Origin of the sequence: Pseudomonas sp. FSL W7-0098, assembly GCF_005930585.1 — a bacterium.
Lineage (GTDB): Bacteria > Pseudomonadota > Gammaproteobacteria > Pseudomonadales > Pseudomonadaceae > Aquipseudomonas > Aquipseudomonas bubulae.
This window is the reverse complement of the sequence record NZ_RXHW01000003.1, coordinates 1-25,095: the sequence shown is the minus strand read 5'-3', so window position 1 is coordinate 25,095 and position 25,095 is coordinate 1. Positions and strand designations below refer to the sequence as shown.

General features: G+C 58.7%; 27 protein-coding genes and 1 pseudogene. 12 read left to right on the top strand and 16 right to left on the bottom strand.

Features of this window, described 5'->3' with window-relative positions:
• Positions 1 to 54: 54 nt before the first annotated feature.
• Genes FHL07_RS05665 through FHL07_RS05655 form a run of 3 tightly spaced genes read right to left on the bottom strand, consistent with a single transcriptional unit; the run spans position 55 to position 1,908 of the window.
• Complete coding sequence (locus FHL07_RS05665) at positions 55 to 588, bottom strand: DUF2937 family protein (protein ID WP_095002687.1); 534 nt, start codon at positions 586 to 588, stop codon at positions 55 to 57.
• 12 nt (positions 589 to 600) lie between these two features.
• On the bottom strand, positions 601 to 1,377 hold the full coding sequence (locus tag FHL07_RS05660) for a class II glutamine amidotransferase (RefSeq protein WP_095002688.1): 777 nt from the start codon (positions 1,375 to 1,377) through the stop codon (positions 601 to 603).
• 36 nt (positions 1,378 to 1,413) lie between these two features.
• Positions 1,414 to 1,908 (bottom strand): MFS transporter, encoded by a 495-nt coding sequence (locus FHL07_RS05655; protein ID WP_095002714.1) that lies wholly within the window; start codon positions 1,906 to 1,908, stop codon positions 1,414 to 1,416.
• Positions 1,909 to 2,009: 101 nt separating this feature from the next.
• Between FHL07_RS05655 and FHL07_RS05650 the strand changes: the two genes are divergently transcribed.
• On the top strand, positions 2,010 to 4,055 hold the full coding sequence (locus FHL07_RS05650) for a S9 family peptidase (RefSeq protein WP_138738194.1): 2,046 nt from the start codon (positions 2,010 to 2,012) through the stop codon (positions 4,053 to 4,055).
• Between the two features lie 131 nt (positions 4,056 to 4,186).
• Here FHL07_RS05650 and FHL07_RS05645 read toward each other — a convergent pair whose 3' ends face one another.
• Positions 4,187 to 4,480 (bottom strand): hypothetical protein, encoded by a 294-nt coding sequence (locus FHL07_RS05645; protein ID WP_095026953.1) that lies wholly within the window; start codon positions 4,478 to 4,480, stop codon positions 4,187 to 4,189.
• An 82-nt stretch (positions 4,481 to 4,562) separates the two neighbouring features.
• Between FHL07_RS05645 and FHL07_RS05640 the strand changes: the two genes are divergently transcribed.
• From FHL07_RS05640 to FHL07_RS05630, 3 genes are all read left to right on the top strand, one after another.
• Positions 4,563 to 5,249, top strand: coding sequence for a spermidine synthase (locus FHL07_RS05640; RefSeq protein WP_095002691.1), 687 nt, complete (start codon positions 4,563 to 4,565; stop codon positions 5,247 to 5,249).
• 52 nt (positions 5,250 to 5,301) lie between these two features.
• On the top strand, positions 5,302 to 5,676 hold the full coding sequence (locus FHL07_RS05635) for a YajD family HNH nuclease (RefSeq protein ID WP_016781673.1): 375 nt from the start codon (positions 5,302 to 5,304) through the stop codon (positions 5,674 to 5,676).
• A gap of 195 nt (positions 5,677 to 5,871) precedes the next feature.
• Positions 5,872 to 6,342 carry an RNA methyltransferase gene (locus FHL07_RS05630; RefSeq protein ID WP_016781674.1) on the top strand — a complete coding sequence of 157 codons (471 nt, stop codon included), beginning with the start codon at positions 5,872 to 5,874 and terminating at the stop codon, positions 6,340 to 6,342.
• Between the two features lies 1 nt (position 6,343).
• On the opposite strand, the gene FHL07_RS05625 is transcribed toward FHL07_RS05630, so the two are convergent.
• The 8 genes from FHL07_RS05625 to FHL07_RS05590 form a co-directional block, all read right to left on the bottom strand.
• Entirely contained in the window at positions 6,344 to 7,393 is a 1,050-nt protein-coding gene (locus FHL07_RS05625) for an AI-2E family transporter (protein ID WP_095002692.1), read from the bottom strand.
• Between the two features lie 74 nt (positions 7,394 to 7,467).
• Positions 7,468 to 8,286 carry a DUF4892 domain-containing protein gene (locus FHL07_RS05620; RefSeq protein ID WP_138738193.1) on the bottom strand — a complete coding sequence of 273 codons (819 nt, stop codon included), beginning with the start codon at positions 8,284 to 8,286 and terminating at the stop codon, positions 7,468 to 7,470.
• Positions 8,287 to 8,431: 145 nt separating this feature from the next.
• Entirely contained in the window at positions 8,432 to 9,286 is an 855-nt protein-coding gene (locus FHL07_RS05615) for an alpha/beta fold hydrolase (protein WP_095018948.1), read from the bottom strand.
• A 12-nt stretch (positions 9,287 to 9,298) separates the two neighbouring features.
• Complete coding sequence (locus FHL07_RS05610) at positions 9,299 to 10,099, bottom strand: alpha/beta fold hydrolase (RefSeq protein WP_095002695.1); 801 nt, start codon at positions 10,097 to 10,099, stop codon at positions 9,299 to 9,301.
• Positions 10,100 to 10,211: 112 nt separating this feature from the next.
• Positions 10,212 to 10,655, bottom strand: coding sequence for a hotdog fold thioesterase (locus FHL07_RS05605; protein WP_095002696.1), 444 nt, complete (start codon positions 10,653 to 10,655; stop codon positions 10,212 to 10,214).
• A gap of 125 nt (positions 10,656 to 10,780) precedes the next feature.
• Entirely contained in the window at positions 10,781 to 11,230 is a 450-nt protein-coding gene (gene sixA, locus FHL07_RS05600) for a phosphohistidine phosphatase SixA (RefSeq protein ID WP_095002697.1), read from the bottom strand.
• Complete coding sequence (locus tag FHL07_RS05595) at positions 11,227 to 11,559, bottom strand: DUF4389 domain-containing protein (protein ID WP_095002698.1); 333 nt, start codon at positions 11,557 to 11,559, stop codon at positions 11,227 to 11,229. Before FHL07_RS05595 ends, sixA begins: the two co-directional genes overlap by 4 nt.
• Positions 11,560 to 11,577: 18 nt before the next feature.
• The gene (locus FHL07_RS05590) at positions 11,578 to 12,603 is read right to left on the bottom strand and encodes an NAD(P)H-dependent glycerol-3-phosphate dehydrogenase (protein ID WP_095002699.1); all 1,026 of its coding nucleotides are present in this window, start codon (positions 12,601 to 12,603) and stop codon (positions 11,578 to 11,580) included.
• Positions 12,604 to 12,854: 251 nt separating this feature from the next.
• Between FHL07_RS05590 and FHL07_RS05585 the strand changes: the two genes are divergently transcribed.
• The 5 genes from FHL07_RS05585 to FHL07_RS05565 all read left to right on the top strand — a co-directional run bounded on the left by FHL07_RS05585 (position 12,855) and on the right by FHL07_RS05565 (position 18,217).
• Positions 12,855 to 14,753, top strand: coding sequence for a response regulator (locus FHL07_RS05585; RefSeq protein ID WP_095002715.1), 1,899 nt, complete (start codon positions 12,855 to 12,857; stop codon positions 14,751 to 14,753).
• 248 nt (positions 14,754 to 15,001) lie between these two features.
• Positions 15,002 to 15,517, top strand: a complete 516-nt coding sequence (fabA, locus tag FHL07_RS05580; protein ID WP_003210552.1) for a 3-hydroxyacyl-[acyl-carrier-protein] dehydratase FabA — start codon at positions 15,002 to 15,004, stop codon at positions 15,515 to 15,517.
• 11 nt (positions 15,518 to 15,528) lie between these two features.
• Positions 15,529 to 16,749, top strand: a complete 1,221-nt coding sequence (gene fabB, locus FHL07_RS05575) for a beta-ketoacyl-ACP synthase I (protein WP_095002700.1) — start codon at positions 15,529 to 15,531, stop codon at positions 16,747 to 16,749.
• 127 nt (positions 16,750 to 16,876) lie between these two features.
• Complete coding sequence (locus FHL07_RS05570; protein WP_138738192.1) at positions 16,877 to 17,293, top strand: OsmC family protein; 417 nt, start codon at positions 16,877 to 16,879, stop codon at positions 17,291 to 17,293.
• A 63-nt stretch (positions 17,294 to 17,356) separates the two neighbouring features.
• The gene (locus tag FHL07_RS05565) at positions 17,357 to 18,217 is read left to right on the top strand and encodes a pirin family protein (RefSeq protein ID WP_138738191.1); all 861 of its coding nucleotides are present in this window, start codon (positions 17,357 to 17,359) and stop codon (positions 18,215 to 18,217) included.
• A 10-nt stretch (positions 18,218 to 18,227) separates the two neighbouring features.
• Here the strand turns inward: FHL07_RS05565 and FHL07_RS05560 are convergent, their stop codons facing one another.
• Complete coding sequence (locus FHL07_RS05560) at positions 18,228 to 19,547, bottom strand: Na+/H+ antiporter family protein (protein ID WP_138738345.1); 1,320 nt, start codon at positions 19,545 to 19,547, stop codon at positions 18,228 to 18,230.
• Positions 19,548 to 19,867: 320 nt separating this feature from the next.
• On the opposite strand from FHL07_RS05560, the pseudogene FHL07_RS23980 reads away from it, so the two are divergent.
• Positions 19,868 to 21,157 (top strand): annotated as a pseudogene (locus tag FHL07_RS23980) (HAMP domain-containing protein); the annotation flags it as partial.
• A 102-nt stretch (positions 21,158 to 21,259) separates the two neighbouring features.
• Positions 21,260 to 22,015 carry a methyl-accepting chemotaxis protein gene (locus tag FHL07_RS23975; protein ID WP_370688632.1) on the top strand — a complete coding sequence of 252 codons (756 nt, stop codon included), beginning with the start codon at positions 21,260 to 21,262 and terminating at the stop codon, positions 22,013 to 22,015.
• A 19-nt stretch (positions 22,016 to 22,034) separates the two neighbouring features.
• Here the strand turns inward: FHL07_RS23975 and FHL07_RS05550 are convergent, their stop codons facing one another.
• From FHL07_RS05550 to FHL07_RS05540, 3 genes are read right to left on the bottom strand one after another with little or no spacing between them, the layout of a single operon-like run.
• Positions 22,035 to 23,369, bottom strand: a complete 1,335-nt coding sequence (locus FHL07_RS05550) for an ATP-binding protein (protein ID WP_095021292.1) — start codon at positions 23,367 to 23,369, stop codon at positions 22,035 to 22,037.
• Entirely contained in the window at positions 23,366 to 24,034 is a 669-nt protein-coding gene (locus tag FHL07_RS05545) for a response regulator transcription factor (protein ID WP_095002705.1), read from the bottom strand. The genes FHL07_RS05550 and FHL07_RS05545 overlap by 4 nt, the downstream gene beginning before the upstream one ends.
• The gene (locus tag FHL07_RS05540) at positions 24,034 to 24,348 is read right to left on the bottom strand and encodes a PepSY domain-containing protein (protein WP_095002706.1); all 315 of its coding nucleotides are present in this window, start codon (positions 24,346 to 24,348) and stop codon (positions 24,034 to 24,036) included. The genes FHL07_RS05545 and FHL07_RS05540 overlap by 1 nt, the downstream gene beginning before the upstream one ends.
• Before the next feature lie 203 nt (positions 24,349 to 24,551).
• On the opposite strand from FHL07_RS05540, the gene queD reads away from it, so the two are divergent.
• Positions 24,552 to 24,908, top strand: a complete 357-nt coding sequence (gene queD / locus FHL07_RS05535) for a 6-carboxytetrahydropterin synthase QueD (RefSeq protein ID WP_019410510.1) — start codon at positions 24,552 to 24,554, stop codon at positions 24,906 to 24,908.
• Positions 24,909 to 25,095 lie beyond the last annotated feature (187 nt).

Below are 25,095 nucleotides of genomic sequence, written 5' to 3'. Positions count from 1 at the left end.
TAAGAAAAATTTGATTGCTTAACATTTCTTGTGAAAGGGGATATTCCCCCGGGGTCAGTAGCTGCGCTCGCGGCGGGCAATGCGCTCACGCTGGCGTTTGCCGCCGAGCACGACCCAGTCCACCAGCCGCAGGAAACCTTCGATAATGAAGGAGAACAGCAAGGCACCCGCCATCGCCCAACCAATGGCGCTCGGCGACAACAACACCTGGTAGGTGTAGGCGTTCAGGGTTTCTTCGCGAATGGCCGGATCAGCCGCATAGGCCACTTGCAGGGCGCGCATGTACCACGGGCCCTGCATGGCCTGGAACTGCTCATCAAGCAGGCGTTGACGGTTGAGCAAGGTGCCGAGGCTGCCGGCATCACTGCGAAAAACCGGGTCATCGCTGGCCTGGTAATGGGCCACCAGCGCTTGCAGGTCACCCTTGAAAAACTGGTTGGCGGTGTTCTGGAACCCCGCCAACCCGGTCTGGGCCTCGATCAGATGAGCTTCAACACGGTTGGCGTAATCATTGATAAACCCCGGCACTTGCACACCGATCAGCAGGCCAAGGGTAAACAATACCAACCGCAGGTAGCTCAGGAACATACACACCCATCCTTATTCGGTTATGCCCTGGCTGACGCATTCACCGCGTCGCCACAGACTCCATTGGCCCGGTTCGTAGCGTGTCCAGGTTTCGTTTTCAGTCAGTGGCTCGGTGGCAATCACGGTGACTACATCGTTGGGCGTGGTCTCTGCCTGAAAATCGACGATAACATCGACATCTTTCAGGCGCGCCGGGCCAAACGGGGCTCGCCGGGTAATTTGCGCCAGCTTGGTCGAGCAATAGCAGAAAAGCCAGTCGCCATCACTGAGCAGGCAATTGAACACGCCTTTGCTGCGAAACTCGGCGCAGGCCTCAACCAGCACCGGCAGGATGCGTTCGACGTCGACCGGCTCCGGGAAGGCTTCACGGACCCGGTTGAGCAGGTCACAGAACGCCGCTTCACTGTCGGTATCACCAATAGGGCGGTAAAAACTCGTACTCGGAGAAAAGTCGGCCAACTGGCCATTGTGCGCAAAACACCAGTTGCGTCCCCACAGCTCGCGAACAAACGGGTGGGTATTGGACAGGCACACCTTGCCCACGTTGGCCTGGCGGATATGGCCAATCACCACTTCGCTTTTGATCGGGTAACGCTGTACCAGCAGGGCGACTTCGGAGTCGCAACTGGCGGCAGGGTCCTGGAACAAGCGCAGGCCCCGGCCTTCATAGAAGGCAATGCCCCAGCCATCACGATGCGGGCCAGTACGCCCGCCGCGCTGCATCAGGCCGGTAAAGCTGAACACAATATCAGTCGGGACGTTGGCGCTCATGCCCAATAATTCACACACGCTCGCACTCTCGCATTCAGGCTGGACGAAACAAAATTACAACCGCGGCTCAACCCGTGACGGGCCCGATGCACGCGGCGCACTCTTTGGAACATGACGGTCATCGCCGGCCGGGCCAAAAGGCTGGTCGTCTTCAGGATCGGCCTGACGGGCTTTGGCGGCCGCGGCGGCTTGCGCCTTGCGGGCTTTGCCGGAGCGCTCGATCGGCCAGCGGATCAGCACAAATATAGCGTAAACGCACAGTGCAATTATGGCGTACATCAGCAGGTCAGAGACCGCGCGCCAGGCGTTGTCGCCCACTTTAAAGGCCAGATCCAGAGCAGCAATCGCCACTGCAGGGGCAAATTTTTCCTTGACCGGGTCAATGATGGTCGGGCTGAACAGCAACACGGCCATTAATACCCGCAACGGTTCGCGCAACCAGCGCCACATAAAGCGGGTCATGCGGCACCATACGAGCAGGCAGCCCAAAGCAGCAAAGGCGTAAAGGCCCCAGGCGATCAGATAGTCGTTCTCGGTCATGGTATCCATGGTCGGCAGGCAATGAGAGGCTATGATAACGGCTTTTAGGCAGTGCGGCTGCAACGCCGTCAGCGTCACTTATTTTTCATGCAGATTTCAGAGCACACTCAATGACCCAATCAGCCTCCCCAATCAGCGCTCCTATCGCACATAAGATCGAGGGCTCAGACCCTTACTCGTGGCTGCAAAACCGCGACAGTGACGAGGTTTTGGACTGCCTGAAAGCCGAAAACAGTTATCAGGAGGCGCAGTTGGCCGACCAGGCTGAATTGCGGGAGACGCTGTTTCAAGAGATCAAGGGACGGATTCGCGAGACTGATCTGTCGCTGCCCTCCCCCTGGGGCCCGTATCTGTATTACACGCGCACCAACGCCGGCGATGAATACGCCCGCCACTACCGTTGCCCGCGCCCGGCCGATGACAGCCAGCAGGTGGACGAGAACGCCGAACATTTGTTGCTGGACCCCAATGCATTGGCCGATGGTGGCTTTATTTCTCTGGGGGCGTTCACTATCAGCCCCGATCACCAGCGCCTGGCCTACAGCCTGGACACTAGCGGCGAAGAAACCTACCGCCTGTTTGTAAAAGAGCTGGGCAGCGGCACGGTCACCGAGCTGCCGTTTGAAGACTGCGATGGCAGCATGACTTGGGCGAATGACAGCCAGACCCTGTTTTTCGCCGGGCTGGACGACACCCATCGTCCGCACAAGTTGTTTCGCCACACCCTCGGCGAAACAGCTGCCCATGAAGTATTCCATGAAGCGGACGGGAGGTTTTTCCTGCACTGCTACCGCTCTAGTTCTGAACAGCAACTGATTTTGTTGCTTAACAGTAAAACCACCAGCGAAACCTGGGTGCTGGACGCCAACCTGCCGCGCCAGCCCTTCAGCTGTCTGGCACTACGGGTTGAAAACCACGACTACAGCGTCGATCACGGCCTGTTTGAAGGCCAGTGGGCGTGGTTTATCCGCACCAATCAGGACGGCATCAACTTTGCCCTGTATTACGCCTTCGGCGAGGTGCCGTCACGCAATGACTGGCAGCCACTGATTGCCCATAGTGACAGCGTGATGCTGGAAGGCATGACCCTCAACGCCCAAGCCTTGTGCCTGAGCCTGCGCGAGGGCGGCTTGCCCATTATCGAAATCCGCCCCGACGGCCTGACGCCATATCGCGTGCAATTGCCGGACGCGGCCTACAGCCTGTATGTGCAAGACAGCCTGGAATTTGACAGCAAGTACATTCGCCTTCGCTACGAGGCGCTGAATCGCCCGGCACAAGTGCGCCAGTTGACCCTTGCCACAGGCGAGCAAAGCGTTCTCAAGGAAACCCCTGTGCTGGGGCCATTCAACGCCGATGATTACGTCAGCCACCGTTTATGGGCCACCGCCCCCGATGGTACTCAGGTGCCGATCAGCCTGGTGGTCAAACGCGATGTGCTGGGCAAACCTGTGCCGCTCTACCTGTATGGCTACGGGGCCTATGGCGAATGCCTTGACCCGTGGTTTTCCCATGCCCGTCTAAGCCTGCTTGATCGTGGCGTGGCCTTTGCCATTGCCCATGTGCGTGGCGGCGGCGAGTTGGGCGAGGCCTGGTATCGCGCGGGCAAGCAGGAACACAAACACAACACCTTCACCGACTTTATCGCCTGCGCCGAACACCTGATCGACCAAGGGCTGACCCGCAGCGAACAACTGGTCATCAGTGGCGGCAGCGCCGGTGGCCTGTTGATCGGTGCCGTACTCAATCAGCGCCCGGAACTGTTCAAGGCAGCGATTGCCGAAGTGCCGTTTGTGGATGTGCTCAACACCATGCTCGACCCGGAACTGCCGCTGACCGTCACCGAATACGACGAATGGGGCAACCCGCAAGACCCCGAGGTCTATGAACGGATCAAGGCTTACGCGCCCTATGAAAACGTTACCGCGCAGGCTTACCCGTCAATGCTGGTGATTGCCGGGTACAACGACAGTCGCGTGCAGTACTGGGAAGCGGCCAAATGGGTGGCCAAGCTGCGCGCCAGCAAGACCGACAACAACCTGCTGTTGCTCAAGACTGAACTGGAGGCGGGCCATGGCGGCATGAGCGGGCGTTATCAGGGCTTGCGCGACGTGGCGCTGGAATATGCATTTGTGTTCAAGGTGCTGGGGATTTGACAGCCCCGCCGATCACACCCCTCTTCAACCGTTAGAGATACTGTAACCGTGGGAGCGAGCCTGCTCGCGAAGATCGTTCGCGAGCAGGCTCGCTCCCACAAAGGCAAAGCATCAGCTCGGTGGATGCACGGTCAATCCTGTGGGCTTTTGCCCTTCGGGTCTTTAAGCTCCAGCCCCGGCAGTGGCTGATCCTTGGGCGGCTGCGGCAGGTCGATCGGTGGCAGCGGTATCAGGCTGCCACTACCGGCCACAGGCTTGGGCACGGCGCGCGGGGTGATTTGCGGGTACGGGGTTGGCGTGGCGGTGCCCGGCGAACCCGGCGCGGCTGTCACGGGGGTAATCGGTACTGTGGTCAATTCCGCTGCCTGGGCCGCACTTATCAAGAGCGCGCACCCTGCAATGGCCGTTAGAATAGTGCGTTTCATCAATCACTCCGTTGCCAGACCGGCTTGTCTGCCCTCAGGCTACTCGTAACCTGCGGTTTTTGCCCCCCTCAATGAGATTTCCATGAAACGTTTTGTTTTGCTCGACACCACTCCGATCCCCGAAAACGGCGGCGCCTTGTGCCTGTTCGAGTATGGCGAAGACTTCGTGATCAAGATTCAGGGTGGTGATGGCGGCCAGCTGATGAACACCCGCATGCACGGCTCCGAAGACGCACTGGCCGAAATACCTTGCCGCAAAGTCGCAGGGCGCCAGCAATCGCGGGTACTGATCGGCGGGCTGGGCATGGGCTTTACCCTGGCTTCGGCACTCAAACATCTGGGTAAAACGGCTGAAGTGGTGGTTGCCGAACTGGTGCCCGGCGTTGTGGAATGGAACCGCGGCCCGCTGGGCGAAAAATCGGGCAACCCGTTGCAAGACCCACGCACCGTGATTCGCATGGAAGACGTGGCCAAGGTGCTGCAAGCCGAACCCAACGGTTTTGACGCAATCATGCTCGACGTCGACAACGGCCCCGAAGGCCTGACCCAAAAAGCCAATAGCTGGCTGTATTCGGCCGGCGGCCTGAGTGCCTGCGCCAAGGCCTTGCGCCCCAAAGGCATACTGGCGGTATGGTCTGCCAGTGCCGACAAACAATTTTCGGACAAACTGCGCAAAGCCGGTTTCAAGGCTGAGGAAGTCCAGGTGTTTGCCCACGGCAACAAGGGCACCCGACACACCATCTGGATTGCAGAAAAAATCAAAGGCTGATCAACAGCTAAACTTAACGACATAACCGTCATTAGTCTTACAAGGTGAACCCATGAGTTCGGCGAATCCACCCTCCCACACCGCCAAGCTGGATCGCATCCTGGCCGATGCCCAGCGTGACCGCGAAATGGGCTATCGCGACAAGGCCCTGAAAATGTACCCCCACGTGTGCGGCCGCTGCGCCCGTGAATTTGCCGGCAAGCGCCTGAGCGAGCTGACTGTTCACCACCGCGACCACAACCACGACAACAACCCGCAGGACGGCTCCAACTGGGAGCTGTTGTGCCTGTACTGCCACGACAACGAACACTCGCGCTACACCGACCAGCAGTATTTTTCGGACAGTTCCACCAGCAGCCCGAAAATTGCCAAGGCCACCCACAACCCGTTCGCCGCGCTGGCCGGGCTGATGAAAAAAGACGAGTAGCCTGTTTTCGTTGCAACTGCCGAAACTGCGTCCGATTGCGCAGCGATCGTAAAACCAGAGCCCGCGACTTCACGAGCAGACCGCAAGGCTCGGGCTTTACGACGACTCCGTCGCCGGACGCAGCCTGCGGCAGCTGCTACGGAGTTTGGGACAACACAGGTATACTCGCGTCTTTTTTCGCAAGGGCTCGGGCACGTGGCAAACAAACGGTACAGCTGCATTGGTTTGTATAACCCCAAATCACCGGAAAACGTCGGCTCGGTGATGCGTGCGGCTGGTTGCTACAACGTGGCGTCGGTGTTTTATACCGGCAAGCGCTATGAACGCGCCCGCGACTTCATCACCGATACCAAGAAAGTCCATCAGGATATCCCGCTGATCGGTATCGATGACCTGAAAAAAATCATCCCCCTGGGCTGTATCCCCGTCGCCGTAGAAATGGTCGAGGGCGCGCGCCCATTGCCCGAGTACACCCACCCGGATCGGGCGATTTATATCTTTGGCCCGGAAGACGGATCCCTCGGCAAGGATGTGCTGGAATGGTGTGAGGACGTGATTTACATCCCCACCACCGGCTGCATGAACCTGGCTGCAACAGTCAACGTGGTGCTCTACGACCGCTTGGCCAAGGGCAACAATACCCGTTCCGGGCCCAAGTTCGGCTAGGTCAGACCTTGCCTCTGTTCTGCTGGCTGGCACTCCAGTCCACCAGCAGGCTGTAGGCGATGGCGAGCAAGGTGGGGCCGATGAAAAGGCCGATAAAGCCGAAAGCTATCAAGCCGCCAAACACGCCCAGCAGCACGATCACCAGTGGCAGGTTGCCGCCCCGACTGATCAGATAAGGCTTGAGCACGTTATCGACACCGCTGATGATCAGCGTGCCCCAGATGCCGAGAAAGATCGCCATCCCGTAGTCACCCTTCCAGACCAGCCAGGCCGTGGCAGGTACCCAGATCAGCGGCGGCCCCATCGGAATCAGGCTGAGCAGGAACGTAGCCAGCCCAAGTACCAGCGCCCCCGGCACGCCGGCAATCAAGAAGCCGATCAATGCCAGCAATGCCTGCGCCGCTGCGGTGCCGATCACACCGTTGACCACGCGCTGCACGGTACCGGCCACCAGCTCCTGATAATAATCCGCGCGCTCACCGATCAGGCGCTCCAGCAAACCGTGTACAAAACTCGCCAGGCGCGGCCCGTCACGATAGAAAAAGAACACAAAGACAATACTCAGCGTCAGTTCCAGAATACCGCTGCCGATCTGTGCACTGCGCGCCAGCAACCAGTTACCGACCTGCCCCAGGTAAGGCTTGATGGCCACCAGCATTGCCGCACCCTGCTCGTCGATGGTGTTCCAGATGCCCACCAGACGCTCCCCCACCAGCGGCAGACCGGCCAGCCAGGCCGGCGCTTCAGGCAAACCTTCAAGCTGCACATCCTTGACGAAGGTGGTGGCATCGCGAACATGATCTGCCAGGTTCAACCCCAGCCACACCAGAGGCCCGGCCACCAACAGCATCCAGCCCAGGGTAAGGATGCCGGCAGCGAGCGACTCGCGCCCACCGAGCAAGCGTGTCAGCAGGCGCATCAGGGGCCAGCTGGCAAATGCCAGTACCGCGCCCCAGAACAAGGCCGACCAGAAAGGGGCCATCACCCACAGGCTGGCACCGAACAACACCAGGAGCAGAATCTGCACCAGCAGGCGATCGTTATTGAGCATGTGTGTTCCACAGAAAATTCAGAAATCAAAGAAGGACGACGACTACGTAGAGTGTAGTCGTCGTTTACACAGGCTTAACGCAAGAGTTCGATGCGCAACCCTTTGGCCTGACCGCCACCCAGTTCCAGGCGCGACGCCCGTACACCGTTAGCGATCAGCGCATCGCGCCAGCCGCCAGCCTTGGCACCGGTTAAACTGACCCTGGAGGTTGCATCCAGGTTCAATGCCCTTGAAATTAACGTCAGCCACTGAGTATCCGGGTCGCCCGCAAGCTTGGGAAAATCCAGCTCGCCCGTGCTTTTAAGCTGGCGTTGCAGGGTGGCCGAGGTAGGCAACAGTTCTCCCAGGTCGGCACTCGCCTGCATCTGCTCAACGTGCAGATAGGCCTTGCGATTGCCTCGATTGATCCCGTACAGGGCAACCAGCTGGTTCTGAGCGGGGGCCGCACGGCGCAGCAGCAAGTAAGACTGCTGCTCGTCGGAGCCCACCAGCTTGGAATTGCCGAACACTTCATTGGCCCACAGGCTGCTTTCGCCACAGTCACGAGCCTGACACCAGAACAACAACTCGGCGCCCTGCTTTTGCAACGCCTCGCGTGCAGCGGTAAAGGCTTCGGTGGCCGAGTGCTCGGCAGGCAGCTCGTAGGTGACGGCCGTTATCTGACCACGGGCATTGACCTGCCCTTCGAATCGCAGGCGGCCGCTGATCTTGCGGATCGAGCCCATCGGGTAGATACGTTCGACATCGGGCCGCACGCTGTAATCGACAATCTGCGCGTCCGCGAGGCGCGGCACATCCGGCAAATCACTGCTGCCGGGCACATCGCTGGCCCAAAGTAACGGGCTCAAACAGCCCAGGCCCAGAGCCAGGATAAATCGGCTGGGTATTTTCATCGGCGCACATCACCGGGTGATGACGTGTGGCTGAGCATCCTCACGATAGAGACCGGGTGGCCTTTCGGGGTCGCAGCGGTGTACAGATCTATCATGGTTGTCTCCCATTTCAACCCGCCAAGCCTCGACAGTTGCTAGCCGCAAGTCAAGGAACAGCGAAGAAGCGATTGAAACAGTCTGCAACAAGGATCGCTCCCGCCTCGTCATTCAGGTGCAAATGATGGCCACCCGGCAACCGTTCCAGGTTGAAGGGTAGCCGATCCAGTAGCTCGGGGTGGCTGGCCAGCATGCCCTGCTGCGCCACCACCAGGGTGGTCGGGCAACTCACCCGTCGTACAAAGGACATCGCCTGCTCGTCACTCAGGCGCAAGGGCGATGGCAAGGTGAGTCGGCTGTCGCTGCGCCAGCTGTAGCCGCCGGGCACGGGCATCAGCCCGCGCTGGGCGAGCAGCTCGGCGGCCTCGCGGCTGACGGCTACCAGGCCTTTCATCCGCGCTTCGACAGCCCGGTCGAGTGTCGGATGCACCGACTTGCGCTTGTGCTCCAGATCGAGCTGCGCCTGCAGAGCCTGGCCCATGCGCTCGGCGGCATCACCCTCGGGGCCGCTGCGCGCGACAATGCCATCAATCAGCCCCATGCGGGTCACGCGCTCCGGGAACGAACCGGCAATGACCACAGACACAATGGCACCCAGTGAGTGCCCAAGCAGAGCAAAGCGCTCCCAGCCCAGTTGCTCGGCCACGCACAGCACATCAAAGGCATAGTCCGCCAGCGCATAGCCGGCGCCACGGGGACGGTGATCGGAATGGCCATGCCCGGCAAAATCCAGGGCCACGATACGCAAGCCCGTCAGCTTTGGCGCCAGCCGGGCAAAGCTGTTGGCGTTATCCAGCCAGCCATGCAGGGCGATAACAGGCAAGCCATCCTCGGGGCCGAATATATGTGCAGCCAGCTCGATATGCGGCAGGCTCAGACGAATTTCTTCAACCACAGGGCTCATGCGAAATGCTCGTTAAAGGCCGGGATGACGGAGTTCCCAGCGGGCAAAAATCTGTTTCAGCAGGCTGGCGGTATCCTGCGGCTGCTCAAGCGGGAACATGTGCCCGCCCGGCACGCTCAACGCCTCGCCGTTGGGCATGCGCGCCACCGCCCTGGCATGATGGTTCATGACCACGCGGCTGTCGCGACCACGCACCACGGTCAGCGGCACCTGCAGCTTGAAGGCCTGCCCGGGGCTGGTATGCGGAACGCTGCGATAGATATCGATTTCGGTGGCAGGGTCAAAGCGCAACCGCAAACACTCATCCACAGGTTGCAAGCCGTGCTCCAGATAGGCCTCGAAGCAATCGGGGTCAAAGCTGCGAAACAGTGATTTGCCGGCAAAGTAAGCGCGTGCCGCTTCACGGTCGGCAAACTCTTCACGCCGCCCTAGCGTGCGACCGGCGGGGGTCAGGCGATCAATCAGGCCAAAGCGCTTGGCCGCGCGAATCACCCATTGATCAGTGCGCGTCAACACCGGCGAATCCAGCATGACGACGCCCCGGTAAAGCTGCGGGCAGCGGATTGCGGCATGCAAATGCAACATCCCGCCCAGCGAGTGACCCACGCCCAGTACGGGCCCGGCTTGCTGGCGAAGATGATATATCAGCTCATCGACCAGGTTATGCCAGTTGTTGTCCACCGGGTAACGCGGGTCATGCCCGTGCTGTGACAAATGCGTCACGCAAAAATCCGGCGCCAGGGCATTGAACAACTTCCCGTACGTGGCTGAAGGGAAGCCGTTGGCATGGGCGAAAAAAATCTGCCGAGACATACAAGGCATCCAGATGTAGGAAGAATGCCGTATTGTCTGCAGGAATATTCTTCATATCAATGACCGTATGCGCCATGAGTGACGACACTACGGCCATTGACTGACCGTTTGATCACCGCGCTGGGGGTGTTTCACCCAGGGGCACAACGGCGATGGTCAGGCGCGAGATGCAGTTTATTTTACCGCTGTCGTCGCTCAGGCGGATATCCCACACATGGGTGGTGCGACCGATATGGACCGGGCGTGCGATTGCACTCACCCGGCCGCTGCGCACGCCACGCAAGTGGTTGGCATTGACCTCAAGGCCCACACAATAGAATTTTTGCGTATCGATGCACATGTAGCTGGCCATCGAGCCGAGTGTTTCTGCCAGCACCACCGACGCACCGCCATGCAGCAAGCCGAAGGGCTGGTGGGTACGATGGTCCACTACCATGCTTGCGGTGATGGAGTTGTCGTCAAACGCATCGAACGTGATGTCCAGCACATCGCAAATGGTGTTTTTGCGCATTTCATTGAGGCGTGCCAGATCTGGCTGGGTCGTCCACAAGCTCATGTGGTCATTCCTTGGTCAGTGAGTGTTGGTGACGGAGCCACTGGCCCTCGACGCAAGCGTCAAATGCCATTAACCCGCCTCCAACTATCTTGCACTACGACCGTACTGTGCAACCGCTGCAATGCTCAGGGGTGATATGCGCTGAGCAATGTCATGCTGCCCGCCAGCGGCCACTCACCTTCAAGCTCCACCAGGCTGGCCGTGTGCATGGGCTGCGGTTGCCGCATGTGCCCGTGCAGCATCAGGCTGATCAATTCACCTACAAACGGCTGATGACTGACCAACAGCACATTGCCGCTGTCCGGCAGTTTGCCGAGCGCATACTTGGGTTCACTTTCGGGCGTCAGCCAGGGCACGGTGACGGGTGGTGATGAAAAGCCCAGGGCCTGGCAAACCAACGCGGCGGTTTGCTGGGCGCGCACATAAGGACTGACCAGAATGCAGTCCAGCGGCTGGCCAATCAAATGAGCGGCGCTGCCCAGCACCTGCTCACGCCCGTGGGGGGTCAGCTCACGCTCGGCATCACGGCGGGCATGGGGCTCGGCTTCGCCATGACGCAGAATCCAGACTTTCATGGCTTGGTCCCTTCACCATTGGCGCCTGGCGTGTAGGGCGCTTCGCCTTCAGGTGCCCGCGGCACTGGCCAGTCGGCGAACGGCCAGGGTTTTTGTTCGGTGTGAAAACTGCCGAAACGACCGATCTGCGCCAGGTAAAGGCTCAGGCTGTCACCAAAGTTCATCAAGCCGCCATTGGGCGCACCGTAGACCACACGGTAAATCAACTGCACCAGCACCAGCCCGCCAAGAACCAGTTGTGCCACCTGCCAGACCAGCAGGAAAACCAGCATCCACAGCACGCGCAAAACAAGCGACTCGTACTTGGGTGCGTTTTTAGTGTCGTTCATGTGCTGCTCCTGTGGTGCTCAGTTAAAACCGCTGGTGGAGATAAAGTCGACATCGGTCTTGGGCTCGCCACGCATCAATTGCCCGATCACCTGCTCCAGGGTGTAGCCCTCGAACAGGATTGCGTGCAACCCGGCAACCAATGGCATGTAAACGTTCAGTTCCTGCGCCTTGGCCTTGAGTACCTTAAGGGTATTCACGCCTTCGGCCACTTCACCCAGGCGGGTAACGGCATCTTCAAGGCTCAGCCCCTGCCCCAGGGCAAAGCCGACCTGATAGTTGCGGCTTTTAGGCGATGAGCAGGTAACGATCAAGTCGCCTACTCCTGCCAGCCCGAGAAAGGTCATGGGGTTGGCACCCTGGCTGACGGCGAAGCGAGTCATTTCTGCCAAGGCACGGGTAATCAGCATGCTTTTGGTGTTCTCGCCCATACCCAGCGCCACGGCCATGCCGGCGATGATCGCGTAAACGTTTTTCAGGGCCCCGCCCAGCTCCACGCCAAAGCGGTCGGCACTGGCGTAGACACGGAACGTGCGGCCATGCAGTGCAGCCTGCACGCGGGTGCAGAGTTCTTCGTCGGCGCTGGCGACCACGGTGGCAGTCAGCGCATGTTCGGCCACCTCGCGGGCGAGGTTGGGCCCGGAAAGCACACCGATGCGTGCCTGCGGGGCGATTTCTTCAAGGATCTCGCTCATCAGCTTGAAGCTGTGGGCTTCAATCCCCTTGGTCAGGCTGACCAGCATCTTGCCGCTCAGGCGCCCGGCATGCTCCGCCAGCACACTGCGCAAGGCGCTGGACGGCAAAGCCACGAAGCACAACTGGCAGGCATCGAGTGTGGCCTGCAAGTCAGTGACCGGCTCGACCCCGGGATGAATCTTGATACCTTTAAGGTAACGAGGGTTTTCACGATTGAGGCGAATGGCCTCGGCTTGCTCGGGGTCGCGCATCCACTGATGCACTCGATGACCGTTTTCTGCCAGCAAGTTGGCCACGGCGGTGCCAAAGCTTCCGCCTCCCAAGACCGCAATAGCGTGCTGTTCAGTCATATGCAATCCCGTTATCCATCTAGCAGTGGCAATGACGGCATTATACGGAGCACATCCCCCGCGACCAGCCCCACAGCATATAGATGGCCATGACTGAAAAAGAACAGGACCTCGGTTACCATGCGGTTCCGGTACTCACACCCAGAGGCAGCATTGCTGCACTTCAAAATGAACACGCGCAGGTCAAGGATGACAATGGACAGTGGAAATGGACTGACGCACTGGCGACTGACCGACGGAGCCGCGTTCCCATGATGACTCGCAGCCGGTGGGACATCCACACCCGCACGCAGATGATGAGTCTGGGCCCGGCCCTGCTATTGACGCTGTTGCTGATCAGCTTTTTTACCTTCGTACGAATCCAGGATTTGCGCCAGGAACTCAAGCACACCGGCCAATTGATCGCCAACCAGCTGGCACCCGCCACCGAGTACGGGATCATGTCGGGGAACAACGATGTGCTGGAAACCCTGATCAACGCCTCGCTGAACATTCCCCATGTTCAATTCGTGCAGGTACAGAACCGGGCCAACGACATACTGGCCCACGCCGAGCATCCCGCGCCCAATGCTGACAAGAGCTCGCAGGTTGAAGTGTTTCAGGCGCCGGTCAGAGTGCAGAAGAGCCCCTCCGGCGGTTATTTACTGCTCGGCAATCGACAGGCTGCGGACCTGACAGAAGATTATCTGGGCCGGGTACTGGTCGGCATGTCCGGCGAAGCGTTCAGCACGCGCCAGCAGGAAATCCTGCTCAAGGCCGTGATTCTTGCCTTGTTTGCCCTGGGCTTCACTTATCTGCTGGCCAAGCGCCTGGCGTCCAACCTGTCCAGGCCCATCAGTGACATGAGCAAGGCGGTCAAGGCCATCCAGTACGGCGACTATAAAACCCCCTTGCCCGTGGTCGACGACGGCGAGCTGGGCACATTGGCCCAACACATCAATAACCTGGCCACAGGCCTTGAGCAAGCCAGCCGCGAGCAACAATCTGCCATTGCGCAATTGATCCAGACACGTGAAGAAGCCGAGCGTGCCAACCGTGCGAAAACCGACTTCCTGGCCATGATGAGTCACGAACTGCGCACCCCCATGAACGGCGTACTGGGCATGCTGCAACTGCTGGAAACCACGCAGATGACCGAAGAGCAGGCCGAATATGCCGCCCTGGCATCGGAATCCACCGAGCACTTGCTCAAGGTCATCAACGATATCCTCGATTTCTCCCGAATCGAACGCTCAGCGCTGGAGCTGGAGCGTATCCCCTTCAACCTCGCCGAAATGGTCAGCAACTGCGCCCAGGCATTCCAGCACAACGCCGTGCAACGTGGCCTGCACTTGCAACTGAACATTCCTGAAGGGCTGCAGGACTTGCCTGTACTGGGCGATCCGACCCGGATCCGGCAAATCCTGGTCAACCTGATCGGTAATGCCCTGAAGTTCACTGAACGGGGTCAGGTCATTATCGAACCGCTCTGGCAACAACTGGATCACGAACTGATCTGGTTTACCTGCGCCGTACGTGACAGCGGTATCGGGATCAACAGCGAAAAACTGGACGCCATGTTCACCGCCTTCCAGCAGGCCGACAGCTCTATTTCCCGACGTTATGGTGGCACCGGGCTGGGCCTGCCCATCGCCCGCACACTGGCGGAGCGAATGGGCGGCACGCTGCACGCCATGAGCGAAGAGGCCCAAGGCTCGGTGTTCACCCTCGAAATCCCGCTGCAACTGCATCAACCCGTCACGCTCAGCCAGAGACCGTTGCTGGAGCCTGGGGCCATCTGTGCACCCGGGCGCAAAGTGCTGCTGGTGGAAGACAACCAGGTTAACCAGACCGTCATTGAGGCCATGCTAAGCAGCCTGGGGTATGAAGTGACTATGGTCAGTGACGGTGCACAGGCCATTCACTTTGCCAACAGCGAGCGCTTCGCCGCGATCTTGATGGACTGCCGGCTGCCGATCATCAACGGCTATGAAGCCACCCGGCAAATCCGCCAGTTGCCCGGTTGCCGGGCCCTGCCCATCATCGCCCTGACCGCCAATGCCCTGCAGGGCGACCGGGAGACCTGCCTGCAGGCCGGAATGAACGATTACCTGGCAAAGCCGTTCAAACGCGCTGACCTGGAACAAATTCTGCAGCGCTGGGTCCAGTAACTTATGGCTAAAAGGCCACCTGCGACTGGCGTAAAAGACAAAAGTGCGGCAGTCTTAGGCACCCGAATGGGCCACTGAACCGGCCCGATTTAAATTTTCAGTGCACAAGTGTACATTCTTGTCCTTTGCGCTGTGACTTTCACTACAACGCAATAGTCTATGTGTAGGCTGGCGAACTGAAACACCTGTGTTTCAGTTGGTCGGGAAGATTTGCCCCACCCGCCGCATGGGATTATTGAGGAGCTCGCATGACCAAACAAAACGCCTTTACTCGGGAAGATCTGCTGCGCTGTAGCCGCGGCGAACTGTTCGGCCCGGGTAACGCGCAACTGCCCGCCCCTAACATGCTGATGGTAGATCGCATCACCCATATCAGCGAAGAGGGTGGCAAGTACGGCAAAGGTGAATTGGTCGCCGAGCTGGATATCACCCCGGACCTGTGGTTCTTCGCCTGCCATTTCGAAGGCGATCCGGTGATGCCGGGCTGCCTGGGCCTTGATGCCATGTGGCAGCTGGTCGGCTTCTACCTGGGCTGGCAGGGCCTGCCGGGCCGCGGTCGTGCCCTGGGTTCGGGCGAAGTGAAGTTCTTTGGCCAGGTCTTGCCGACCGCCAAGAAAGTCACCTACAACATTCAAATCAAGCGCGTCCTCAAGGGCAAGCTGAACCTGGCCATTGCCGATGGTTCGGTAACTGTCGACGGTCGCGAGATTTATACTGCCGAAGGCCTTCGGGTCGGCGTATTTACTTCCACTGACAACTTTTAAGGGTTATCCGCATGCGCCGCGTCGTTATCACTGGTCTGGGCATCGTTTCGTGCCTGGGCAATGACAAAGAGACCGTCTCCGCTAACCTGCGTGCAAGTCGCCCTGGCATCCGATTCAACCCGGAATATGCCGAAATGGGTCTGCGTAGCCAGGTTTCCGGCTCCATTGACCTGCCTCTCGAAGAGCTGATCGATCGCAAGATCTATCGCTTCGTCGGCCACGCAGCGGCTTACGCCTACCTGGCCATGAAAGACGCCATCACTGATTCGGGCCTGACCGAGGAGCAAGTCTCCAACCCGCGTACCGGCCTGATCGCCGGCTCCGGCGGCGCGTCGACCCTGAATCAGATGGAAGCACTCGACATCCTGCGTGAAAAAGGCGTCAAGCGTGTTGGCCCGTACCGCGTTACGCGGACCATGGGCAGCACCGTTTCCGCCTGCCTGGCCACCCCCTTCAAAATCAAGGGCGTGAACTACTCGATCTCCTCTGCCTGCGCCACCAGCGCCCATTGCATCGGCACTGCAGTCGAGCAGATCCAGCTGGGCAAGCAGGACATCGTATTTGCCGGCGGCGGCGAAGAAGAACATTGGAGCCAGTCGTTCCTGTTCGACGCCATGGGCGCCCTGTCCACCCAGTACAACGACACGCCTGAAAAAGCGTCCCGTGCCTACGACAAAAACCGCGACGGCTTCGTCATCGCCGGTGGCGGCGGCATGGTTGTTGTTGAAGAACTGGAACACGCCCTGGCCCGTGGCGCCAAGATCTACGCTGAAATCGTCGGCTACGGCGCAACATCCGACGGCTACGACATGGTTGCCCCAAGCGGTGAAGGCGCCATCCGCTGCATGCAGATGGCAATGGCCACCGTTGACGGCCCGATCGACTACCTCAACACCCACGGCACCTCTACTCCGGTAGGCGACGCCAAGGAAATGGAAGGTGTGCGCGCGGTATTCGGCGACAAGGCCCCGGCCATCAGCTCGACCAAAAGCCTGTCGGGTCACTCCCTGGGCGCCGCAGGCGTTCATGAAGCGATCTACTGCCTGCTGATGATGGAAGGCAATTTCATCGCTGGCTCGGCCAACATCGAAGAGATCGATCCTGTCGTTGCCGACATGCCGATCCTGACCAAGACCCGCGAGAACGTCACGCTCAACAACGTGATGAGCAACAGCTTCGGCTTCGGTGGCACCAACGCCACTCTGGTCCTCAAGCGCTGGGCTGGCAAATAAGCCACCCGCTCGCGACGTAAAAAATGCCCCGACTGGTTCGGGGCATTTTTTTGTCCGAGGGAACGTACAGCCGCCAGCATGCTCTATAAAGATCAGGACGTTTAATCACTCCACGCTGAGGTTTGCCATGACTGTTACCGTTAATACCGTGTCACACGAAGGTTTTCGTCACAGCATCAAGATCGACGATTACGAAGTGTTCACCGATCTGCCCAAAGCAATGGGCGGCGAAGGCAGCGCCCCTACCCCCCATGATTATTTCGATGCCGCCCTTGGCGCCTGCAAAGCGCTGACGCTCAAGCTATACGCACAGAGAAAAGAGATCCCGCTCACCGGAGTCACGGTTGAAGTCAAACACGACGCCAGCGAAGAACTTAAGGGCAAATATGCCCTGCACGTCAAACTGACCCTCAAGGGCGTACTGACCGACGCTCAGCGCGAGGAACTGCACAATGTGGCCGACAAGTGCCCGGTGCATAAACTGATGACCACCGCCGAGGTCACCATCGAAACCCACCTGTCTGAAGGCGCTTTCAGCCAGTAACGGCCTGCCGCCCGGATAAGCGCTGGGTTATGCTCAGCGCTTATCCATTGCCGGGCCAGCACCATGCGCGCACTCACAGTGATCCGACCTCGGGCCGAGGACGTAGAAGGCCAACCGATTTTGCGCCCCCTGCCCTCGGCAAAATGCCGCAGCGTCGGGCCATTCGTATTTTTCGACCACATGCTGCTAACCCATTACCCTGCCGGTAGCGGCATGAATATCCGACAGCACCCGCATATTGGTCTGTCTACGCTGACTTATCTGTTTGAAGGCCAGATTCAGCACAAGGACAGCCTGGGATCTGACCAACTGGTGGGTCCCGGCGATGTCAGCTGGATGACCGCCGGTGCAGCCATTACCCATATCGAACGCACGCCGGTATCATTGCTAGAGCAGGGTTCACATTTGCACGGCCTGCAGGTGTGGCTGGCATCACCCAAAACCCACGAGCAAGGTGCAAGCCACTACAGTCATCACCCCGCCGACAGCCTGCCCGTAAGCGACAACCTCGGGGTACGGATTCGCCTGATAGCCGGAACAGGCTTTTGCCTGACTTCGCCGGTACCGGTGCTCTCGCCTACCCTTTACGCAGACGTGCATATGCAAACGGCCACCACCTTGCTGATCCCGGCCGACTACCCGGAACGCGCGCTTTATATGCTTGAAGGTGACGTGCAACTGGATGGCCAGGCACTGGAGCCCCACAGCCTTGTGCTGCTGGAAGCAGGCGAAGAGATGACCCTGAGTGCCGACAGCGACTGCCACCTGGTGCTGATCGGCGGCGCACCGCTGGATGGCCCGCGGCGTATGAACTGGAACTTCGTCGCCAGCGACCCGGCCCTTATCGAAAAGGCCAGAGCGCGCTGGGCGGCAGGCGACTGGCCGACCGTTCCCGGAGAAATCGGCCGGATCGAACTGCCGTAAAACCCGTGCCTTACAAGACCATTGCCGCAACCCAGCCAAAGGCCAGCAGTGGCAAGTTGTAATGCAGGAAGGTGGGCACCACGGTGTCCCAGATGTGGTGATGCTGACCGTCAATATTCAGACCGGAAGTCGGGCCCAGGGTGGAGTCCGACGCTGGCGAACCGGCATCGCCCAGAGCGCCCGCCGTACCGACGATACACACGATGGCCATGGGGCTGAAGCCCAGTTGCACACACAGCGGCACAAAAATGGCCGCCAGGATAGGCACCGTTGAAAAGGACGAGCCGATGCCCATGGTCACCAGCAAACCCACCAGCAACATCAGCAGTGCACCTACCCCCTTGCTGTGGTTGATCCAGCCGGCAGACGCTTCAACCAGCGACTTGACCTCCCCCGTGGCTTTGAGCACTTCGGCGAAACCCGAAGCGGCGATCATGATGAAACCAATCATGGCCATCATTTTCATGCCTTCGGTAAACAGATCGTCGGTCTCACGCCAGCGCACGATCCCCGAGGCCGAGAAAATCAGAAAGCCTGCCAGCGCACCAATGATCATGGAGCCCAGCCACAGCTGAATGATAAACGCCGCTGCAATGGCCACCCCAGCCATCAGCAATGTGCGCGGGTTATAACTAATGGCCACCTGCTCGACCTGCTCGATCTTGCCCAGATCATAATCGCGCTTTTTGCGGTAGCTGATAAATACCGCCACCAGCAAGCCGAACAACATGCCCAAAGCCGGGATTGCCATGGCGTGGGTCACGTTGACAGCGCTGATATCCACGCCACTTTTGCTGACGTTGGCGAGCAGTATCTGGTTAAGGAAGATGTTGCCAAATCCCACCGGCAAGAACATGTAGGGCGTGATCAAACCAAAGGTCATGACACAGGCGATCAGGCGTCGATCGATTTTCAGTTTGGTCAGCACATACAACAACGGCGGAACCAAGAGCGGGATAAAGGCGATATGAATAGGAAGAATATTCTGCGATGAAATAGCCACCACCAGCAGCAAGCCGATCAATAGCCATTTGACCCGATTGCCACCCACGGCTTGCTGCTTGTTGACCATGCGCAGCGCTTTATCGGCCATGGCATGGGCCAGGCCAGACTTGGCAATGGCTACTGCGAAAGCGCCCAGCATCGCATAGGACAAAGCGACCTGAGCACCGCCACCCAAGCCGCCATTAAACGCATTGAGCGTAGCCTCGATACCCAGCCCGCCGACCAGGCCGCCCACAAGGGCACCCACAATCAGTGCGATAACCACATGCACACGGGACAGACTGAGCACCAGCATGATGCCGACCGCGGCAATTACTGCATTCATCATTACAACCTCATAGCGCGCACCACGATAAAAACACCGTGAAGCGGAAAATTTCGGGCAAAAGAAGACTGTTCCAATCGCCGGATCTGGAAGTGTGGGTGTATTTGGGGGCGCACACTTTGCAGCACCATCAGCGTCATGTCAAAGCGCATGCCGATAGCGGCCCCACAATCGTCCACAATCGGCCTTAACCCTAGTATTTGCAGGGCCAAATCGTACTTTTAAAGGGAGGGTCACATACTAAAAAAACGGGGTTTGGCATAAAGAAATACCACCTGCGGCCGCTAACAGACAAAGCCTCTTTTAGTCAGGATGTCTCCATGTCGCTCAGACAGCTTTCCATCCAATGGAAAATCACCCTTCTCGCCGGGCTCAGCCTGCTGGGTGTTGTTACCCTGCTGGTGGGGCTTTCGCTCTATCGCATGGACCACACTGCCGATCTGGTGGAGGCATCCAGCTCGCAGATGCTCAATGAGGCGGCACAGGCCCGCATTGAAGCGCAGGGTGAAGCCCAGGCACTGGCAATCAGCCGCCAGTTTATGGACGCCTACCAGTACGGCAACGGCTTCGCCCGCCAAGTCCTGTTTTTGCGTGAGCAATCGGAAAAACGCTTTCTGGATGCCTTCGACCTGCGTGAAGACCTGACCCGTCAGGTCAAAGCCGCCCTGCAGGCCAACCCGGACTTGCTGGGGCTCTCGCTGGTTTTCGAAGCCAACGCACTGGATGGCAAGGATCAGCTGTTCGATCATCAAAAAGAACTGGGCAGTAACGACAAGGGCCGCTTTGCCCTGTACTGGTCGCAACCGACGCCGGGCAAGCTGACCTCGATGGCACTGCCCGAATCAGACATGGCCGATACCAGCACCGGGCCCAGCGGCCAGGCCAACAACGCATGGTTTACCTGCCCGCGCACCACACGCAAACCGTGCATCATCGAGCCTTACTTTTATACAATCGACGGGCAAAGCGTACTGCTGACCAGTATCGTTTTCCCATTGATCGTGGACGGTAAAGTCATCGCTTCGCTGTCGGTGGATATCAACCTCAACAGCTTGCAAGCCCTCAGCCTGCAAGCCAGCCAGCGACTGTACGACGGGGAAACCCGGGTGGGCATCATCAGTTCGGCAGGCATCCTGGCCGGTTTCAGTGCTGATGCCAGCAAACTTGCCCAACGCCTCGACCAGGTCGACAGCAACGATGGCACGGCCCTGATCCGAATGATGGCCAGCGGTGATCAGGTACAAAGCATTCGCAGCCAGCAACGCCTGAAGGTGCTCACACCCTTCCTGCCGATTCCGGGCAGCAAGCCGTGGGGCGTGTTGCTCGACGTACCCGAGAAAGTTCTGATCGGCCCGGCCCAGGCGTTGCAGGCCGAACTGGACGAACGTAATAAAGCCGGAGCTTTGATCGAGCTGGCCTGGGGCTCACTGGCGGCCATTATCGGGCTCTTGCTGGTGTGGCTGATGGCCCTTAGCGTGACCCGGCCAATCCTCGGCGTGGCCCATATGCTGGAAGATATTGCCAGCGGTGAGGGAGACCTGACCCGTCGCCTGGCCTACGATAAAAAAGATGAATTGGGGCAACTGGCCAGCTGGTTCAACCGCTTTCTCGACAAACTGCAACCGACCATCGCCGAGGTCAAACGCTCGGTGCAGGATGCCCGCAGTACGGCCGATCAGTCAGCGGCGATTGCCACCCAGACCAGCGCAGGCATGGAGCAGCAATACCGTCAGGTCGATCAGGCAGCCACTGCTTCCCATGAGATGAGCGCTACCGCACAGGATGTGGCACGCAGCGCAGCGCAAGCGGCCCAGGCCGCCCGTGATGCCGACCAGGCCACACGACAGGGCTTGACCATCATCGATCGCACCACCGCCAGTATCGATCATCTGGCCGCCGACATGAGCGTAGCCATGACCCAGGTTGAAGGGCTGGCTGCCGATAGCGAGAAAATCGGATCGGTACTGGAAGTTATTCGTGCAATTGCCGAACAGACCAACCTCCTCGCCTTGAACGCAGCGATCGAAGCGGCACGAGCAGGCGAAGCCGGACGCGGGTTTGCCGTGGTGGCCGACGAGGTACGCAACCTGGCACGCCGGACCCAGGAATCGGTTGAGGAAACCCGCCAGGTCATCGAACAACTGCAAGCCGGCACCCAGGAAGTGGTGAGCTCCATGAGCAACAGCCATCGCCAGGCCCAGGGCAGTGTCGAGCAGGTGGGTCAAGCCGTGACCGCTCTGCAACAGATCGGCGATGCCGTGACCGTGATTACCGACATGAACTTGCAGATTGCCAGTGCGGCAGAAGAACAAAGTGCCGTGGCGGAAGAGATCAACAACAACGTTGCTACCATTCGCGATGTTACCGAGTCATTGTCTGAGCAAGCCAATGAATCTGCACGGGTCAGCCAGTCGCTTAACTCACTGGCCAACCAGCAGCAAAAACTGATGGATCAGTTTCGCGTCTGACCCTTTGGCGATGACGGCTTTAAGCCGTCGTCGCCTTTTGCTTACGCGCCGGTAGCTTGATGCTCACCAGCAACCCGCCTATCTCAGCCGTTCCAAGCTGCAGTTTGCCACCCCACGCTTCAACAATATCCCGCACTATGCCAAGCCCCAGGCCGTGACCACTGGCTTGCTCGTCAAGGCGCATACCACGACTGAACACCTGATCACGCTCAGTCTCGGGAATGCCCGGGCCATCGTCCTGTACTTCAATGACAAACCCGTCGCCAGTTTGGCTGATGCTCAGTTCGACTTGGGAGTCCGCCCATTTGCAGGCGTTATCCAGAAGATTGCCGAGCAATTCGAGCATGTCTTCCCGATCCCAGGGCAACAGCAACCCCGGCGCAACGTTGTGCGTCAGTTGCAGATGCTCGCCGTGGATCATCCCGAGGGTCGACAGCAGCCCCGGCAACTCTGCATCCGCATCGAATTGCGCACCCGGCAAGGCATCGCCCGCAAGACGCGCACGGTTAAGCTCACGGCTCATGCGCTGCTGTATCTGCTCCAACTGTTCACACAATGTATTTTGTATCTGCGGATAAGCCGCAAGCCGCGGATCGTTGGCCAGGCTGATCAACACCGCCAACGGAGTTTTGAGTGCATGCCCCAGGTTGCCCAGCGCATTGCGCGAGCGTTTGAGGGTGTCTTCGGTATGAGCCAGCAAATGGTTAATCTGCGTGACCAGTGGCTCAAGCTCAAGGGGCACCCGGGCATCCAGCTGAGAGCGCTGCCCCGACTGAAGCTGAGAAATTTGCTGGCGTGCTGTTTCCAACGGCCGCAGGGCACGGCGAACCGTGACGCGCTGCAGCAGCAAAATCACAATAAGGGCCAAGACCCCCATACCAAGACCGATCCGTTGAACTTGACGCAAGCTATCGCGTATCGGCGTGTAGTCCTGAGCCACCGTGATCGATACCGCCTGGCCAAGGCGCTGATAGTCGCTGCGCAAGACCAGTAACATCTGCCCTTCCGGGCCAGGCTGTAGTTCACGACTCAGGCCCGGTCGGTCGGGGCGCGGCAATTGAGCATCCCACAGCGAGCGTGAACGCCAGTGAGTCTCCCCGAATTCAATACTGAAATAGTGCCCGGAAAATGGCCGCTGATACGCCGGCGACAAACGCCGCTCATCCAGTTGCAAGCCCTGGGGGCCACGACTCAAGGCAATCAGCAAGTTCTCGCTGTCGTTTTGCAGGCCTGACTCCAGATAACGCTGAAGGCCATTTTCAAACAACCACAGACTGACCTGGCCTACTACCAGACCGGCAATCAAGAGCACACTGATCAAACCCAGGCTCAAGCGCCTTTGCATGGACTTCACTGACTGGCCGTACCGAACATATACCCCTGACCACGACGGGTTTCGATGACTGTACGCCCAAGCTTACGACGCAGATGGTTCACATGAACCTCAAGCACATTGGAATCACGCTCGGTCTCACCGTCATAGAGATGCTCGGCCAGATGGCTTTTCGAGAGGATCTGTTGCGGGTGCAACATGAAATAGCGCAAAAGCCGAAACTCGGCGGCAGTCAACTGCACCTCGGTTCCATCATGGATAACACATTGACGGGCCTCATCCAGTTGCAGCCCGGCAGAACTCAATAAAGGCTGATTCGGTTGCCCGTGGGAGCGGCGCAACAACGCTTGTACCCGTAACTGCAGTTCTTCAGGATGAAAGGGCTTGGTCACGTAATCATCAGCACCGGCCTTTAGCCCGTCGATGCGCTCGGACCATGAACTCCGGGCAGTCAGAATAAGCACAGGTGTGGCCAGGCCTTTGGCACGCCACTGCTTGAGAACATCGATACCGGACATCCCGGGCAAGCCCAGATCAAGGATAATCAGGTCATAGGGTTCGCTCTGCCCCTGATAAAGAGCATCACGGCCATCAGCCAACCAATCAACGGCATAGCCCAAACGGGCCAAACCGGCCATCAGTTCATCAGCCAAGGGGACGTGATCTTCAACCAGCAGCAACCGCATTAATCATCTACCTCGTCTTTGAGCAATTGACCATTACTGGCGTTCAGCTTGATCTCGCGCACTACGCCACTGGTGGTAAGCAGTTCAACCTCGTAAACATAAATATCGTCATCCTCCTCCAGCTCTACCTCCAGCAACTTTGCGCCCGGGTGCCGCTCCAGAGCTTTTTGCAGCAGTTGCTCCAGGGGCTGAATAAGCCCTTGCTCACGCAAACGCAATGCCTCGTCTTGCCCCAGGTCACGTGCAATGGCCAAGGAGCAGAAAGCACAGAGCACAAGTACGACAAGTCCGCCAACTCGCAGGTTCACTGTCATCACTGACCTCCAGGGCCTCCCTTAGCGTCATTCTTACGATATTAAAGGGTCGAAGCATAACGCCACGAGCTTAATTGAAACTGAATCGGCCGCCCTGATACCGCATGGCTGGAGGTATGCACCTGCTGCGGGCGTTAACTGTTAAACTGCTGCCCTGTATTTATCGCTCAGGCGATAGTCACCTCTTCAGAGCTATAACTATTGTGGAAATTTTCAAAGAGTTTACCTTCGAATCTGCGCACCGCCTGCCTTACGTTCCTGAAGGCCATAAATGCGGACGGTTGCACGGTCACTCCTTCAAGGTTGCTATCCATCTAAGCGGCGACATTGACCCGGCAACTGGCTGGATCCGTGATTTTTCTGAAATCAAAGCGATTTTCAAACCGCTTTATGAGCTGCTAGATCACAACTACCTCAACGACATCCCTGGCCTGGAAAACCCGACCAGCGAAGTTCTGGCCAAGTGGATCTGGCAACAGCTCAAACCCTTGCTGCCAGAGCTGTCGGCAATACGCATTCATGAAACCTGCACCAGTGGCTGTATTTACTACGGCGACTGAGTCACAGGCTCGAAAAAACCACCTTGCGAGGTGGTTTTTTTTGCTCTGAAAAACGCATGGGGCAGCGAAAAAGTGAGCACAGGTTGCGCCGAAACTTTTCTCGGCGCAAAAACAAACCCCCTGTCTGCGTGAGCAGACAGGGGGTTTGGAATTTAATCTTGACGATGACCTACTCTCACATGGGGAA